Genomic DNA, 12,726 nt, shown 5'->3' on the forward strand with positions numbered 1-12,726 from the left:
TTTGTCCATAAATATTCCGACTATCTTTAAAAATTTTAACAATTATAGCTGTTAATTCATCATCCTGATTATCTCGGATTTCCGCCTCATAATAGTACGTGCTTCTAGGTAGTTGTAGGACGGCGCACATTGCTGATATCGAGTATTTGTGAAGGTTATTCCGAATCACATCTACTTTCGTCCCATTATCAGCGCGGCTTGCTTTAAAATATCATTCTCCATCATTAGCCGTTGATTTTCTTTACGAAGCCGAATTAATTCTTCTTGCTCCGGAGTTCTATTGTCTTTTTCCTCAAGCGATCCACTTGTATTATGCTGGCGAACCCACTTATCAAAGGCAGATAGCGTCAGCTCATATTCTTTGATAATCCTTCACTTCTAGATTTACCTGTAAGGTGCAGCTGAACAATTTGTTCTTTAAATTCTTTCGTGAATGTTCTTCTTTCTCTTTTGGTCAGACTTCATTCTCCCTAACTTTAATGAATTAAGTTTATTTGACCTTAATAAATCTGTCCAACTAAGTGTAACCTATCCAAATTTAGGTTAAGAAGGATTTTAAAAGTAAAAAATGAATATAAAACATACTCATCCAAAATTAGGGGGAAATGAAATGTGGAAAGAATTTGTCAACTCCATTTCTAAGGACTATCACTTTAAAGACCCTGTAACAAAGATTGAGCTTGCTCAGATTCAAAAAGAATTAAATGTTGAATTACCAGAAGAATTAACGGCCATTTTTAATGAAACAAATGGTGTGTTTGACAACAGGAATTGTCCTTTGGTTTGGTCAGCTTCCCAAATTATGAAGGACAATCTATTTTATAGAAATTTTGAAGATTATAGAGATATTTATATGCCATTTGATAATCTTCTCTTTTTTTCAGACGCAGGCAATGGCGATTTATTTTGTTATGCAATATTAAAAAATGGAACCATTGAAAAAACCGATATTTACGTTTGGAATCACGAGGATGATAGTCGTACTTGGGTTGCAGCGTCATTAAAGCATTTTATTGAAGGCTGGATTACTAGTGAGATTGGTGTTTAGTCGGTTTGAAAACAGAGTTTGTTAAGAATTACACTTAAAGTAACGGAGCAGTTTAGTTGAAGAAGAAAAATTAAATATTAAGATAAAGATGCTCAGAATATTTTCTGAGCGTTTTAGTTTGCTGTTCTTTTATAATTTTTCACTTTTACAATAGAACTTGATCCGAATCAATTTTTATTTCATAGAAACATCCTATACTAGAGTCATCAACAAGGAATACAAATGAAAATGAAATTGGAGGGAATCAACATGCAAAGATATATATTAAGTAAAAAGAATTCCATTACACTGATCAGTGCAATTTTGATTGCACTTGCATTCTTCGGACGATTTTCCTTAGACAACATGGCCATTTTCAATTGGTCGCTCATCATTGCATCTATTCTTGGTGTAGCACCAATTGCGATTCTAGCCTATCAGGCATTAAAAGTAAAAGTTGTCAGTATTGATGTTTTAGTTACCATTGCAGTAATTGGGGCAGTATTGATTCAAAATTATGAGGAATCAGCCATCGTTACTTTCTTATTCTTATTTGGTTCTTACTTGGAGCAACGTACCTTGAACAAAACACGTTCTGCCATTAAAGAATTAACAGAGCTGGCACCAGAAAGTGCTTTAAAGCAAATGGAAAATGGAGAATTTGAAGAAGTTGATGTCGATGATGTAGGTGAAGGTGACATTTTATTAGTCAAAACGGGTGCAAAAGTCCCCGTAGATGGAACCGTGTTAACAGGTGAAGGTCACATCAATGAAGCAAGTATTACCGGAGAGTCAGTTCCAGTAAGCAAAAAGGTTGATTCTGAAGTATTTGCGGGAACAATCTTAGAAAATGGAACGATTCAAATTCAATCTGACCGTGTAGGGGAAGATACAACATTTGGTAGAATTATCGAATTAGTTGAAGAAGCACAGGATTCCAAATCAGAAGCAGAGCGGTTTATTGATCGATTCTCTAAATATTATACACCAGCTGTTTTAGTCCTTGGTTTTATTGTTTGGCTATTCTCAAAAGATATTGAACTAGCTATCACGATTCTTGTTTTAGGATGTCCAGGTGCATTAGTTATCGGGGTTCCTGTATCCAACGTTGCCGGTATCGGAAACGGTGCACGTAATGGTGTCCTCCTAAAAGGTAGTGAAGTTATCAATGACTTTAGCAGAGTAGATACTATCGTTTTTGATAAAACAGGAACATTGACAGTAGGAAACCCTGAAGTTGCCGAAAAAGAATTTTACGGAAACAATACTGAAGAAGTTCTAGGTTACTTAGCAAGTGTGGAGCGTGAATCGGACCACCCACTAGCAAAAGCTGTCCTACAGGATATTGGCGAGACAACTTTATCTACTGTTGAAGAAACCGAAGTCGTTAAAGGTGGCGGAATTGTAGCAAAAATAGGTGTTCATCGTATAGCCGTTGGTAACGTAGCTTTAATGGAAAAAGATAATGTGAAATTAAGTGAAAAAGCTAAAAAAGATGTCGAACGCTTTGAGAAAAATGGGAATTCTCTTGTGTTAACTGCGGTCGACGGAGAATTAAAAGTTCTGATGGGTATTCGGGATCAAATCCGCCCAGGTGTTAAAAAAAATCTTCAAAACCTAAAAAAACTTGGAGTCAAAAACCTAGTCGTTCTTTCAGGGGACAACCAAGGAACCGTAGATTTAGTTGCTCGAGAACTTGGATTAACAGAAGCACACGGTCATATGCTTCCAGAAGGAAAATCAGCATATATTGAAAAAATGCAAGCAAAAGGCCAAATCATTGCCTTTGTCGGTGACGGAGTGAATGATAGTCCTTCATTAGCCTTAGCGGATATCGGAATCGCCATGGGAAGTGGAACAGATGTTGCAATTGAAACATCGGATGTCGTTTTAATGAATTCTGACTTTAGTCGTTTACCACACGCATTAGGCTTGACAAAATCAACTTCAAGAAACATGAAACAGAACATTACCATAGCAGTTGGTGTGGTAGTAGTCTTACTTGCCAGCCTACTATTTAGTGAATGGATGAATATGTCAATCGGGATGTTGGTTCACGAAGCAAGTATCTTAGTAGTCATCTTGAATGGTATGAGATTGCTTCGATACCGGTTGAGAGAATAATTTTAATAGAAAGCGGTCTTGATGAATGATAAAGGGGAAGTATTCAGGTAGGAAGAACAAAATACTCCCCTACTTTTTTCTTAAAACTTGATTTGCGTCAATTTCATTTCGTTGAACCTGAGCTATACTTAAATTGTAAAGAAGAAGAGGGAAAACAAAAAAATCAAAGATAAGATGAAAGGAGAAATAATTCATGCAAAAAGCAGTTATTCAATTAGAAACATTATCTTGTCCATCTTGTATGCAAAAGATTGAAAATGCGGTGAAAGGATTAAACGGGGTTAATCAAGATAGCTTAAAAGTATTATTCAATGCCAGTAAAGTAAAAGTAGATTTTGATTCAGAAACGATCACCATTAACGATATCAAAAAGGCAATTGAAGACTTAGGATACCCCGTCGTTAAATCAAAAGTAAAATCTGCCTAAGACAAACACACATAACAAAAATTATTTATAGAAAGAGGGAAATAATAATGTCTGAACAAACATTTAACGAAATAATAACAAACCATTTTGAAAAACTGGATTTATACACTACTGCGATTACACGGGCCCATGGTAAGAACCATCCAGAAGCCTTTGAAGTACGTGAACTATTCGATAAAATCAGTAAAAAGATAAAGGACGCAGGTACGAACAAACCTGACTTAGATGCTGAATTTGCTCAATTACGAAAAATCACAGACAACTACACCATTCCTGGAGATGTTTGTGAAACATATGCAGGCACCTACGAAATGTTATCAGAAGTAGATAATGCCTATCAGGCTTAAAATAACTCAAAACCAAAAGAATGAACTTGGTTTACGATCGTTAAAATAAGAAAGGGGAAATGATTTATGCAAAAAGCAACCATTCAATTAGAAACCTTATCTTGCCCATCTTGTATGCAAAAGATTGAAAATGCGGTGAAAGGAATAAACGGTGTTCATCAAGGTAGCTTGAAAGTATTATTCAATGCAAGTAAAGTAAAAGTAGACTTTGATTCAGATGCAGTCGCTATTAACGATATCGAAAAATCAATTGAAGACTTAGGATATCCTGTTGTCAAATCAAAGGTAAAACCTGCTTAATCGAGTAAATAGAATGGAAGCCTAAGATGCCCTCTTGGGCTTTTTATAAAAAGGAGAGGTTATTTTGGAACAAAATCAATGTTGTCATCACCAACATGGACATACAGAATGTATTCGTATCGTTCCCATTTTCAACCATCTGGAAGACTCACAAATGGATTTGATTGCGGAATCTGCCAAGACACTTCATCTACAAAAAGGGGAAATGTTATTCCGTGCAGGTGAGGAAGATGACACCTTATATATTATCAATTCAGGTAAGGCTCGGATTTACCGCTTATCGGATTCCGGAAAAGAACAACTTGTTCGCATTTTAAATCCAGGTGATTTTACAGGTGAAGTGGCCATTTTCCAACCTGGAAGTGTTCATGAAAATTATGCGGAAGCACTACAAAATACATCCATTTGTTTAATTAAACGAGAGGATTTACTGAAGTATTTGGTGGAATATCCGCAGATCCCATTAAAAATACTGTCAGAAGTAACGATACGTTTGAAGGATTCTGAAAAACAAACCACACAAGTAGCAATTGAAAATGTAGAATCCCGCATTATATCCTTTTTAGCTGAAAATGTTGAAAAGGGAAGTGGCAATAGTCCAACGGTTACCTTACCAATGTCCAAAAAGGATTTAGCCTCGTATCTTGGTACCACACCAGAAACAATCAGCCGTAAATTTACTACTCTAGAAGAACTTGGATTGATTAAACAGTTACCGAAAAAGAAAATTAAAATAATGGATTTAGATCAATTGTTACTTCATACTGAATAAATATAAGCAGAGCAGCGTGCCATCATACTAACCTGGTTCGGTTTAATAGTACAAAACATAAAATAACAAACCTTTTAGCAATCCCATTAGCATATAAAATGGATTGCTAATTTTTGTTGGTTTAACAATGTTTATCTACAAAAAGAAAGAGAAATGGCTACTTATTTGGCACTTATTTTACCAAGATGACATAAATTTGTGTCAACTGAATAATTCATTAGCAAAACACGCCCTAATAACTAAGCTAATTCCTCTGATAAATAACTAAGGAATTGGCAACTTATGTTAAAATTATAATTTGGATTGTGAATTAGTATACTTAAAGTAACGGGGGCATTAATCCAAGATGGATGAATGCCCTTTTATCTAATAAGGTACTAATGGGGCAGGTTACTTGAAGAAGGAATCCAAATAATCGGTATCGAATTATATTATAAATTTCATAAGGAGATAACAAACGATGAAGTTCAATACCGTACACATTGATAGATTATTTATATAAGGTACGAAAGGCTGGAATAAATCATGGCAAAAAAAGAAGCACCGAAAATTCAAACAGAACGATTGATTTTACGTCCGAGAGAGGGAAAAGACATTCCCAATATGCTTAAAATGTTTAACAATGATGAAGTAAGAGAATTTCTTGGAAGTAATCCCCCTCGTGATAACACTCAATGTTAGAAATGGTTAGGAACCGTAATGAAACAAAATGGACTGTCGCATTAAAAGATACTGATGAATTCATCGGTGATGTAATGATTCCAGAAATAGCAGAAGGTATCTTGGCGAAATTGGTTATCGCTTCATGAGGGAGCATTGGGGATGTGGTTTTGCGTATGAAGCGGTTTCCGCGGTCATTGAGCATTGTAAAAGCACATTAAACCTTAAATGCCTATTTGCTACTATAGATAATAAAAATATGGAGTCAAAAAAGTTAATTGAAAAACTCGAATTTACTTTGGTAGCGGTGTTGCCTGAATCGAATTTACTCGGCAGAGTTACCGATGTAGCTTACTATTTTCGTATAGTATAAGCATCCTTACACTCTCCTGAGAAAAATGAACAAACAGGTGAGTGTTTAAAGGGTGATATTTTTGGTCAAGCGATATGATTTTAGTGAAGAGGATTAGGCGGTCTACTTTAAAACAAAGGAGTTGACTTTTTGAATTTATTAAGCATCAATGATTTGTCTGTAAAAAAAGTAAATCATATATTCAATTTAGCTGCAAAGATAAAAAATCAAGGTAATATCAATGTTTTAAATGGAAGACAATTTGTATTATTCTTCCCGGAATCAAGTTTAAGGACAAGAATTACTTTCGAAAAAGGAATAAAAGCCTTGGGTGGGGAAGCAATGCTTTTTCCTCCAGAAAGTTTAGATAAAAGAGAAGAATTAGAGGATGTTATACAATACGTCTCTAATTGGGCAGATGGGGTGATTGTCAGACATTCTGATTTTTCTAAAATACAGGAATTATCAAGGTATTCAACAGTCCCTATAATAAATGCTATGACTTCGGAAAATCACCCTTGTGAAATTTTATCTGACTTGTATTCAATTAGGGAAGTAAAAGAAAACTATAGAGATTTAGTTTATACCTTTGTTGAACCAAAAAGTAATATTTCAAGGTCTTGGAAGAACATTGCAGAAGTAATGGACCTAATTTTAATCAAATTTGTATCAGGGGTTTTGAGTTAGGGTCAGACAATCGGAATTATAAATTTCATACTAAACTTGAATCTGTTTTATCTTTTAGCGACATTGTTTTAACTGATTCGTTGCCATCTGAATTAAGAACAGAAAAATACATAAACCAGTATCAAATTACTTTAGAAAAGATGAAATTAGCTAATAAACATGCAATGTTAAACCCCTGCCCACCTTTTTTTAGAAATGAAGAAGTAAGTAGTGATGTTATCTCTTCAAATTATTTTGTTGGATACGAATTTAAAAAGAATTTAATATATGTTCAACAAGCAATCATTTTATTTTGCTTAGGTATAACACTTGAATAAAGTGGTGAGCTAGTTACTTGTTCAGCTAACGGGGGCTATTCTTCAACCCTCGTTCCATTCCAGCGCAGGTGAACAGGAACAAATAAAAGGAGAGATAGGTTAACGCAAATTAAAAATATTGGACGTTTTTGTCCGACGGATATTAAAGGATTTATAATAAATGATTCAAGTCTAAACAAAATTAAACCTGAATTTTACAAGGTGATTGAAAAGATAGTAGAAAAATGCAAAACTCACTTAGGAGAAGACCTACATAGTATATATATTAGAGGATCCATTTCTCGTGGATTAGGTATAGATAGTGTTTCAGATTTAGATACATTTGCCATTACGAATAAAGAAATCAATGATATAGACTTAAAATGGATAGACAAGGTTGAACAAGAATTAAACAAAAAATACATCATAGTAAATGGAGTGGAACTTAGTTTCTATTACATAAAAGATGTTTTAGAAACAAATAAATTTTCTATAATACCTTTTATGATTAAAACGCATAGTATTTGTGTATTTGGAGAAGATTTAAGCGGCCATTTACCTAATTATAAGGCAGATACAACACTTGGTAACGAACATCTAATGAACCTAAAGAATCAAGTTCATCAAGCAAAAGAAGACCTCGATGGAAATGAAAATATTGAAGATATATTGGATTGTTGTGGATGGGTTATGAAAATCATAGTTAGGGCAGGGCTTGCACGCTCTAAAGTTTGGGACACAATGCATGGTTTTGAAATAAGAACTAATATACCAGATGTGGATGTTATATATTTTGACGAAAAAAATATTGACGAGAGGACCGAAAAAAATTTAGAAGCTGAATTGAGAGTAATTCTACCTGATATACCTTGGTCTGTTAAGAATGAAGCAAGAATGCACGTTCACAATGATATCCCACCTTATATATCTTCAGAAGATGCTATTTCAAAATTTCCAGAGACTGCAACTGCTCTTGGAGTGAAAGTAGACAAGAATAATAAACTAATTCTTACTGCTCCTTGCGGTATAGAAGATGTATTAAATTTAGAGTTAAAGCCCACACCATATTTTAGAGAGACGAAAGAACGAGCTGTTATTTATGAGGAAAGAATCAATAAGAAGAATTGGAAAGCTGTTTGGCATAAAATTCAAGTCCACCATATTGAAATTTATTAAATTATATGGTGATTTTTTATAAAGAAAAGGTGCATTTCTCTTATGTCGCTATCGGGGGAGTTTAACTTTACAAAGGGGTCAGATTAATTGAAAAGATTTTACGTTGCATCAAGTTTTAAAAACATTGAAATAGTTCGCTTAGTGAGTAAGAATTTACAAAATAAAGGATACATCTATACATATGATTGGACGGTAAATGAGAGTGCCTCTACAATTGAGGATTTAAGAGAAATAGGACTAAATGAAAAAAATGCTGTCATGGATGCTGATATTATAATCGTGATATTACCAGCTGGTAAAGGAAGTCATATCGAATTAGGTATTGCTCTTGGACAAGGAAAAAGAATATATCTCTATTCACCAAATGATGAAGTAAATAATCTAGATACTACTAGTACATTTTATCATTTATCGGAAGTCCAAAAATGTATGGGAACTATTGAAGAGTTGGTTGAAATAGTCACAACAAGCTAATTCTTATTAAGTAGTGCTTTCTCAATAAAGAGTTGATAAGGAAGTGTTTATCGAATAGCAATAGCTTTACATTCCTATTTCTGAACCAGTTGCTAATGATTACCAACTGAGGAATATCCGCATCATTGGTCTGTTAACAAGTAGAGTGTCCTGAAAAATAACGGCACTAAAAATGAATACATTATTGGTGTCTAAATTCAATGCTTTACATATCTCAATCCATATATATATCATGATTAAAAGTAACAGAACCCACCACGCCAAGGTGGGTCATTTTATTTATTCAAGGAGAAAATGCTTTGGATTCTGAAAAATATAGGCATAAAATTAAGATATTTACCACCGATAAGGAACAAGTTGAATAGTTTAAAAAAGAAATTTACCTATATGACATTCCTTCTTATAGTGTTGTACATTTTCTTTATTATTCAATAATAGAAGGATTAACACGTACTTCTTACATAATACTGCGCAATAGTATAAAGCCAAACAGAAATTCTAGCTGGAGTTAGTACAAGCTTAACTATTTTGCCATTTCCCAGCATTGCATTAATTGGTGAATGCTTTCCTCGATTTTCTCTAATGGGATGCCTCCAAATCCTAACAGGAATGTTGGATGCTTATATTCGATTGGTTTTAACAGATAATCGCTTAAAGGATAAATGGAGATATGACTTTTTGCTGCGATGGCTTTTAACTCATTTTCACTTTTTTGTAGCGGAAGGGAAATTAAAATATGCATCCCGGCTTGATCTCCAGTGATGATAACTTCAGGATAATGAGTTTTAAAAATATGAGTCAGTTTATCATGTTTCTTCCGATAAATTTTCCGCATACGGTTTAAGTGTTTTGAAAAATAACCGTCTCTCATGAAGCTGGCTACTATATGCTGGTCGAATCTTGGGACAGTTGCTGAATAATAACTGAATGTTTCCTTATATTTTTTCAGCAAGGTTGTTGGTAAAAGAAAATAGGCCAATCGCAATGATGGCATTAATGACTTGGTGAATGTACTTAGATAAATTACCTTATCGTTTTGGTCCATCCCATGTAAGGCGGGAATGGGTTTACCAGTGTAACGAAATTCGCTGTCGTAATCGTCTTCAATGATATAGCGATTTTTACTTTTTGCTGCCCACTGCAATAATTGTGTTCTTCTTGTAGCAGAAAGAACGGCACCTGTGGGAAATTGGTGAGATGGCGTAATGTAGACGACATTCGCATTTGTTTTTTCAAGGTGTTCCACCATCAATCCGTCTTCATCAACTGGAATAGGGATCGCTTTATTTTTTAGTTGAATCCTGGGGCTTGCTGAATAGCCAGGATTTTCAAGGGCTATGTTTGAATCATGATCTAGCAACCTTAAAATCATAGGAAAGAGTTGTTCTGTTCCTGAACCAATCACAATTTGCTCCGGCTTACATACAATCCCACGCGATTGATATAGGTATTTGGCTATTTCCGTCCGTAAAGTGTATTCCCCTTGGGGTTCTCCAATTTGTAGCAATTCCTTCGACGGGGTATCATATAAATTTTTTGCATACTTTCTCCACTGTGAAAAAGGAAAGGAGTCTGTATCGATTTTTCCAGGGTGAAAGTCAAATTGGATTGTTTTTTTCTCCGTTTCCTCCATAGGCAACTCAACATGTTCTGTCTCAATATAAGGTAATTCATTTATATCCTCTACAAAAAAACCAATCCGCGGCTTTGATACAATAAATCCCTCTGCAACGAGCTGAGCATATGCCACTTCAACCGTTGTTTGGCTGATATTTAAAAAATCAGCCAATTTTTTTTTGGAGGGTAATTGTGTTCCAACTTCAATTTGCTGGCTCAAAATAGCGGTTTTGATACCTATATAAAGCTGCTCATACAAGGGTTTTGTTGTGTTTTTATTCAATTCAAACATAAGCATATCCATTCGAGACCCCTCCTCTCTGACCATGTTATTTTTATAAAAATTGACACTTTTTATATTGTCAGTTTTTATTATACTAGTAATCATGGAAGAAGAGGAGATTCTTTTTTTTAAACTGAAAAACTAACACTTGAAAGAAGAGGATGATTTGCATGTTTACGACTGAACAAAACAAAACGAGAATGCTGGTTCTCAATGCTCTATTTATTACTTTAACGTTTCTTGCTACAATGTTTATCAACATTAGGCTGCCATTAATGGGAAATGGGGGACTAATCCATTTGGGTAACGTTCCTTTTTTGATTGCTGCGTTTATTTTTGGCAAGAAGTCAGGTGCGATTGTAGGAGCTTTTGGAATGGCTTTATTTGATATAATGTCAGGATGGACATTATGGGCTCCGTTCACATTTGTTATCGTTGGTACTATGGGGTATATAGCTGGACTTATTGTGGAAAAGCTGCCTGGAAAAAAATCTCTTGTATACGTACTGGCAGTTGTTGTTGCCATGATCATTAAAGTTGTCGGCTACTATTTTACAGAAGTAATTCTTTATGGAAACTGGATCCTGCCATTCGGCTCCGTCCCAGGTAATATAATGCAATTAGTCATTGCCGGCATTATCGTAGTGCCACTTATAAAAGGGTTTAAGCAAAGAATCATTAAGAGTGCCAATTAGGGGTGCCTGGCACCATAAAAAGACAAAAGGTATTTAAATGTCCTTGCTGAGAGGACATTTAAATACCTTTATTTATTGTTAAATGGAAGAAACCCTGTTTGAATAAAGATTTCAGACGCTTATTATAGCTGCTTTTGATAAAGAGGTGAAGATGAAAGCGTTTCAGTGGTAGCCTACTAATCTTCTAAAAATATAAGTAACCCCGTTCAAACAAATTAATATTACCATCTCTCCAAACGAAAAAACCAATATAGTTAAAAATAAATCAAAGTAGAATTCGCCTATAGATAAAAAATCTGCTGTATCTGTTGTCGAAGTTTTAAACAGAAAGAAAAAGAAAGTGGAGCATAGGAGTCCTATATAAATACATACCCAGTGATGATAAAAATTTATCTTAAATTTACTGCGCCAAAACCATACATTTAAAGGCAAAAAAGTGATAAGAAAATATAAAAGCTGCAAAAGGAAATCGGAAACTTTAACATAAAAGAATAAATACTGATGTAAACAAAAAATGACGATATTAATAAGTATGATTAATAGAAGTGATTGTTTTTGTTGCAAATAAATACCCCCTGTCAATATTTATAAGATCATTAAATGAAATCAAGGTTGATTCCAAAAAAATGAGGTAACGAAAGGGATTACAACCATTAATATAAAAAGAAGGACATTACCGATAAGGCCGCAAATTTTGAAGAATCCTTTTTTTCCTAAGCAACCGAAGATTATCCCAATAATAGGAAAAAGCCAAAGGAGTATTATAGAGAGAGTATTGGGAAAAGGGAGACTCATAAAAAACGCAAGGATGTAAGCCACAGAAGATACGAAAAAAATAGTAAAAGATCCAACGCTATAGTAATTCTGTTTCATAGAATTTCCTTTCCTTTTTTGTTTAATATTACCATAACGATGATTTTTCTGAAATAGCGAAATAAAAGATAAGGAGCTTGATTGATGCCTATATACTTCACCAACCAAGCAACCGAAGTGGTAAAAATCTTAAATCAAATCGGCTACTTCATTGGGGATGAGAAGTTTGTGGATAAAGATTTCCTCCATTCTTATCAATGGATGATCAAACAAATGGATAAGAGGCTGAATAATAATGGTTTGTTTCCAGTTTGGCTTTGGATGAAAAAACCGAATTTAAAGCATGAAAGTCTCTTTCAGAAAGGTACAAAAATTGTATGTTTAACAGTATAAATACCTGATAAAAAAGTGCTCCTTTCTGATTTTGAAGCATGGCATTGTGTGTTAAATAACGGCTTTTGTGCGATTTCAGAGGAAGAAGATAGGGTGTTTGAACAGGGGGAATTAACGATTACAAAGGAACAAAGCTGGAAAGAATATTTCACTTAGCGAAATTACGACACGCAGAAATGTGGAATAATGGGTGCCAAATTGTTCAGGGCGTTACATCTGGGATTTAGAAAGAACAAATTTTGAATGCAGAATATTTTATTGCAAAATAATGTAGTTTTTTGGA

16 protein-coding genes and 2 pseudogenes are annotated in these 12,726 nt (G+C 34.4%); 16 read left to right on the forward strand and 2 right to left on the reverse strand.

Going from position 1 to position 12,726, the window contains the following annotated elements; translation table 11 throughout:
• A pseudogene (locus ACTNDN_RS20925) lies at positions 1-458 on the reverse strand (transposase); the annotation flags it as partial.
• Positions 459-610: 152 nt separating this feature from the next.
• Between ACTNDN_RS20925 and ACTNDN_RS20930 the strand changes: the two are divergent.
• The 14 genes and pseudogenes from ACTNDN_RS20930 (at position 611) to ACTNDN_RS20995 (ending at position 8,642) form a co-directional block, all read left to right on the forward strand.
• A complete protein-coding gene (locus tag ACTNDN_RS20930) occupies positions 611-1,048 on the forward strand; it encodes an SMI1/KNR4 family protein (RefSeq protein ID WP_031538011.1) in 438 nt (145 codons plus the stop codon).
• A gap of 249 nt (positions 1,049-1,297) precedes the next feature.
• A complete protein-coding gene (locus tag ACTNDN_RS20935) occupies positions 1,298-3,151 on the forward strand; it encodes a heavy metal translocating P-type ATPase (protein ID WP_031538010.1) in 1,854 nt (617 codons plus the stop codon).
• A 193-nt stretch (positions 3,152-3,344) separates the two neighbouring features.
• Positions 3,345-3,578, forward strand: a complete 234-nt coding sequence (locus ACTNDN_RS20940) for a heavy-metal-associated domain-containing protein (RefSeq protein ID WP_033827363.1) — start codon at positions 3,345-3,347, stop codon at positions 3,576-3,578.
• 47 nt (positions 3,579-3,625) lie between these two features.
• Positions 3,626-3,925: a hypothetical protein gene (locus ACTNDN_RS20945; protein ID WP_031538007.1), complete on the forward strand. Its 300-nt coding sequence runs from the start codon at positions 3,626-3,628 to the stop codon at positions 3,923-3,925.
• A gap of 66 nt (positions 3,926-3,991) precedes the next feature.
• Positions 3,992-4,225, forward strand: a complete 234-nt coding sequence (locus ACTNDN_RS20950) for a heavy-metal-associated domain-containing protein (RefSeq protein ID WP_031538006.1) — start codon at positions 3,992-3,994, stop codon at positions 4,223-4,225.
• 64 nt (positions 4,226-4,289) lie between these two features.
• Positions 4,290-4,997: a Crp/Fnr family transcriptional regulator gene (locus ACTNDN_RS20955; protein ID WP_031538005.1), complete on the forward strand. Its 708-nt coding sequence runs from the start codon at positions 4,290-4,292 to the stop codon at positions 4,995-4,997.
• Between the two features lie 525 nt (positions 4,998-5,522).
• Positions 5,523-5,678: a GNAT family N-acetyltransferase gene (locus ACTNDN_RS20960; RefSeq protein WP_155986754.1), complete on the forward strand. Its 156-nt coding sequence runs from the start codon at positions 5,523-5,525 to the stop codon at positions 5,676-5,678.
• A 2-nt stretch (positions 5,679-5,680) separates the two neighbouring features.
• Positions 5,681-5,806: a hypothetical protein gene (locus ACTNDN_RS20965; RefSeq protein WP_285846421.1), complete on the forward strand. Its 126-nt coding sequence runs from the start codon at positions 5,681-5,683 to the stop codon at positions 5,804-5,806.
• Positions 5,803-6,030 (forward strand): GNAT family N-acetyltransferase, encoded by a 228-nt coding sequence (locus ACTNDN_RS20970; RefSeq protein WP_441132093.1) that lies wholly within the window; start codon positions 5,803-5,805, stop codon positions 6,028-6,030. The genes ACTNDN_RS20965 and ACTNDN_RS20970 overlap by 4 nt, the downstream gene beginning before the upstream one ends.
• A gap of 129 nt (positions 6,031-6,159) precedes the next feature.
• Positions 6,160-6,696 carry a hypothetical protein gene (locus ACTNDN_RS20975; RefSeq protein WP_441132095.1) on the forward strand — a complete coding sequence of 179 codons (537 nt, stop codon included), beginning with the start codon at positions 6,160-6,162 and terminating at the stop codon, positions 6,694-6,696.
• Complete coding sequence (locus ACTNDN_RS20980; RefSeq protein ID WP_197030887.1) at positions 6,630-7,013, forward strand: hypothetical protein; 384 nt, start codon at positions 6,630-6,632, stop codon at positions 7,011-7,013. The genes ACTNDN_RS20975 and ACTNDN_RS20980 overlap by 67 nt, the downstream gene beginning before the upstream one ends.
• A 201-nt stretch (positions 7,014-7,214) precedes the next feature.
• Positions 7,215-7,412: pseudogene (locus tag ACTNDN_RS20985) on the forward strand (nucleotidyltransferase domain-containing protein); the annotation flags it as partial.
• A gap of 270 nt (positions 7,413-7,682) precedes the next feature.
• On the forward strand, positions 7,683-8,168 hold the full coding sequence (locus ACTNDN_RS20990; RefSeq protein WP_441132112.1) for a nucleotidyltransferase family protein: 486 nt from the start codon (positions 7,683-7,685) through the stop codon (positions 8,166-8,168).
• 87 nt (positions 8,169-8,255) lie between these two features.
• Positions 8,256-8,642, forward strand: a complete 387-nt coding sequence (locus tag ACTNDN_RS20995; RefSeq protein WP_349204514.1) for a group-specific protein — start codon at positions 8,256-8,258, stop codon at positions 8,640-8,642.
• Positions 8,643-9,165: 523 nt separating this feature from the next.
• Here the strand turns inward: ACTNDN_RS20995 and pdxR are convergent.
• Positions 9,166-10,563, reverse strand: a complete 1,398-nt coding sequence (pdxR, locus tag ACTNDN_RS21000; protein WP_441132097.1) for a MocR-like pyridoxine biosynthesis transcription factor PdxR — start codon at positions 10,561-10,563, stop codon at positions 9,166-9,168.
• 149 nt (positions 10,564-10,712) lie between these two features.
• Between pdxR and ACTNDN_RS21005 the strand changes: the two genes are divergently transcribed.
• Entirely contained in the window at positions 10,713-11,237 is a 525-nt protein-coding gene (locus tag ACTNDN_RS21005; protein WP_441132099.1) for an ECF transporter S component, read from the forward strand.
• Positions 11,238-12,194: 957 nt separating this feature from the next.
• Positions 12,195-12,443 (forward strand): DUF3841 domain-containing protein, encoded by a 249-nt coding sequence (locus ACTNDN_RS21010; protein ID WP_231512558.1) that lies wholly within the window; start codon positions 12,195-12,197, stop codon positions 12,441-12,443.
• Positions 12,444-12,726 lie beyond the last annotated feature (283 nt).

The organism is Niallia sp. HCP3S3_B10, from assembly GCF_052064465.1.
In the GTDB taxonomy this organism is placed as follows: Bacteria; Bacillota; Bacilli; order Bacillales; family Cytobacillaceae; genus Niallia; species Niallia hominis.

Coding starts and splice junctions, on each gene's coding strand:
- ACTNDN_RS20930 (WP_031538011.1), top strand. CDS start 611: ATGTGGAAAGAATTTGTCAACTCCATTTCTAAGGACTATCACTTTAAA.
- ACTNDN_RS20935 (WP_031538010.1), top strand. CDS start 1,298: ATGCAAAGATATATATTAAGTAAAAAGAATTCCATTACACTGATCAGT.
- ACTNDN_RS20940 (WP_033827363.1), top strand. CDS start 3,345: ATGCAAAAAGCAGTTATTCAATTAGAAACATTATCTTGTCCATCTTGT.
- ACTNDN_RS20945 (WP_031538007.1), top strand. CDS start 3,626: ATGTCTGAACAAACATTTAACGAAATAATAACAAACCATTTTGAAAAA.
- ACTNDN_RS20950 (WP_031538006.1), top strand. CDS start 3,992: ATGCAAAAAGCAACCATTCAATTAGAAACCTTATCTTGCCCATCTTGT.
- ACTNDN_RS20960 (WP_155986754.1), top strand. CDS start 5,523: ATGGCAAAAAAAGAAGCACCGAAAATTCAAACAGAACGATTGATTTTA.
- ACTNDN_RS20965 (WP_285846421.1), top strand. CDS start 5,681: ATGGTTAGGAACCGTAATGAAACAAAATGGACTGTCGCATTAAAAGAT.
- ACTNDN_RS20970 (WP_441132093.1), top strand. CDS start 5,803: ATGAGGGAGCATTGGGGATGTGGTTTTGCGTATGAAGCGGTTTCCGCG.
- ACTNDN_RS20990 (WP_441132112.1), top strand. CDS start 7,683: ATGAAAATCATAGTTAGGGCAGGGCTTGCACGCTCTAAAGTTTGGGAC.
- pdxR (WP_441132097.1), bottom strand. CDS start 10,563: ATGGATATGCTTATGTTTGAATTGAATAAAAACACAACAAAACCCTTG.
- ACTNDN_RS21005 (WP_441132099.1), top strand. CDS start 10,713: ATGTTTACGACTGAACAAAACAAAACGAGAATGCTGGTTCTCAATGCT.
- ACTNDN_RS21010 (WP_231512558.1), top strand. CDS start 12,195: ATGCCTATATACTTCACCAACCAAGCAACCGAAGTGGTAAAAATCTTA.